The 2,179-nt window shown below is 72.1% G+C and carries 2 protein-coding genes and 1 pseudogene; 1 reads left to right on the top strand and 2 read right to left on the bottom strand.

The window, feature by feature from the left end; translation table 11 throughout:
- Positions 1–181: pseudogene (locus PINTE_RS24020) on the bottom strand (hypothetical protein); the annotation flags it as partial.
- A 239-nt stretch (positions 182–420) separates the two neighbouring features.
- Positions 421–1,017 (bottom strand): DUF6504 family protein, encoded by a 597-nt coding sequence (locus PINTE_RS18265; protein WP_068433615.1) that lies wholly within the window; start codon positions 1,015–1,017, stop codon positions 421–423.
- Between the two features lie 416 nt (positions 1,018–1,433).
- Here PINTE_RS18265 and PINTE_RS18260 point away from each other — a divergent pair, with 416 nt between their 5' ends.
- Positions 1,434–2,030, top strand: coding sequence for a DUF4126 domain-containing protein (locus PINTE_RS18260; protein WP_068433614.1), 597 nt, complete (start codon positions 1,434–1,436; stop codon positions 2,028–2,030).
- Positions 2,031–2,179: the final 149 nt, after the last annotated feature.

Genomic DNA, 2,179 nt, shown 5'->3' with positions numbered 1-2,179 from the left:
GGTCGAGCAGTTCCAACCCCGCCCCCAGGTCACCGCCGGAGTCGGTGCGCCGCCCGCGCCCCCCGCGCCCCTCGCGCTCCCCGCGCCCCTGTCGCGCCCCGCGCCCCTCGCGCCCGTGTCGCGCCCCGCGCGACGGGCTCGCCGACGCGGGCCTGCCCTGGCTCGCCGTTCCATGCGGCACCTGGGTCTCCGTCTGGGTCTCCGTCTGAGCCTCCGTCTGAGCCGCCCGAGCCACTGTCTGGGCCACTGTCTGTGTCACCGAGGTCACCGTTGCCTGTGTCGTCGTCATCACCCTGTCCTTTCTCGCCACCGTCACTGCCGCCTGCCGACACTGCTGCCCCACACCTGTTTCTCTGTCCACTGATCGCCGCGCTGATCGCCGCCGGCCAGGGCGGCGATCGGACTCCGCCTCGATCCGCCTCAATCCGCGACGCCGATGAGGCGCCATCGACCGGCCGCGCGATCGGTCTCGCGATCGGCCACGCGATCGGCCATGCGATCGGACTCGGAGCGCCCGTCGGGCCCGAGATCGACGAGGTCGTAGACCCCGCTGATCACCTCCGGAGCGCCGTCTCGCTCGCCCGCCCGGCCGCCCGAGATCGCAGCGACGGGACGGGCCCGCGTGGCCTCCACCCGCCAGACGTTCTCCTCCAGGTCGGCCAGCGCCGCCCGAGCCGCCGCTGCCGCGCCCCTCACCTCGGTCGCCGCTGCCCCCCTCACCTCGGTGGCGCCAGCCGCGCCCCTCACCTCGGTGGCGCCAGCCGCCGCACTCCCCGCCTCGGCGTGCGCCCAGTGCTGCGCGGGCAGCGGATCGAGCGCCAACCGCCACCACGGCCGACGCCGCACCCACCGGTCGAGCACGGCCTCCACGCGGTACGACCGGCCCCGCCACACGAAGCCCTCGGGTTCACCGACTCCGACCGGCCCGTCCGGATCACCGCCCGAACCTCCACCCGACCCGCCGAGACCGGGAGCCGACCGGAGGTGCACGATCACCGCCTCGTCGTACGTGCGCATGACGCCATCGCCCCTCTCTGCACACCGTGGAACACGTCGAACACCGTGAAACCCTGGACACCGCGTCGCGGTCGCGACGCCTCGAACAGGTGCCGCGAGCCCGCCGAGGCCCGGATCCGGGCGCGACACACCCGGATTCGGACACCGTCAAGCCGACTCGAACACTTGACCTACTATCGAACATCCGTTCGATGCCTCGACGATACCTCGGGCCACCGACAAGACGTCAAGACGCGCCCGGCCCCACCCCCTGGGACGCAACGAGAAGTCTGCGGTGAACGGCCTGGTCACCCCGGAATGCGCGGATCCTTCGGAGTGTTGACGCGCTGTTCGCCCTGGGCGAACCGACGCTGGAGCACAGCGACCGACGGCGCAGGGCGTCCCGGGTGGCCGGGACAAGACCGATGGGAGACCACATGGCGGCAGAGCTTCTCGCGTGGAGTTTCACGGCGGGCTGGTCCAGCGGCATCAACGCGTACGCGGTCGTGCTCGTCATGGGCCTGTTCGAGCGGTTCGGGCACGTCGCCGCGATCCCGGACGTGCTGGCACGCACCGACGTGCTCGCCGTGGCCGGCGTGCTGTTCGTGCTCGAGGCCTTCGCCGACAAGATCCCCTACCTGGACTCGGTGTGGGACTCGGTGCACACCGTCATCCGCCCGGCGGTGGGGGCGACCGTCGGCTACCTCATCGGGCACGAGAACTCCGACCTGACGGCGGCCCTGTTCGCCGCGACCGGCGGCGCCACCGCCCTGCTCAGCCACCTCGTCAAGGCCGGCATGCGGGCCGGGGTCAACACCTCACCGGAGCCGGTGAGCAATGTCGTCGTCTCCACCGCCGAAGACGTCACGGTCGCGGGCGTCATCGCGTTGGCCGTCGCCAACCCGTGGATCGCCGCCGGGGCCGCCGGCGTGCTGCTCCTGGCCGGCGCCGCGATCGCGCTCTACCTGACGCTCACACTGCGCCGCCTGCACCGATCCCGACAGGCCCGGCGCGCCCAGCCCCAACGCCCCTGACCGACTCCCCGAACGACTCCCTCGACCGACTCCCCGAACGCCGCACCCGACCGACTCCCCCGAACGACCGTGAAAACTGCGTGTCACGGTGAGGACTGCTGTCCGTGCCGCAGTCCTCACCGTGACACGCATGTTTTCGGGACGTTGAC

The sequence above is a fragment of the Piscicoccus intestinalis NBRC 104926 genome (assembly GCF_001515525.1).
In the GTDB taxonomy this organism is placed as follows: Bacteria; Actinomycetota; Actinomycetes; order Actinomycetales; family Dermatophilaceae; genus Kineosphaera; species Kineosphaera intestinalis.
This window is presented reverse-complemented; position numbering and strand designations above follow the sequence as displayed.

Bases quoted from the DNA above. Each gene is read 5' to 3' on its own strand.
- PINTE_RS18265 (WP_068433615.1), bottom strand. From the start codon at position 1,017: ATGCGCACGTACGACGAGGCGGTGATCGTGCACCTCCGGTCGGCTCCC.
- PINTE_RS18260 (WP_068433614.1), top strand. From the start codon at position 1,434: ATGGCGGCAGAGCTTCTCGCGTGGAGTTTCACGGCGGGCTGGTCCAGC.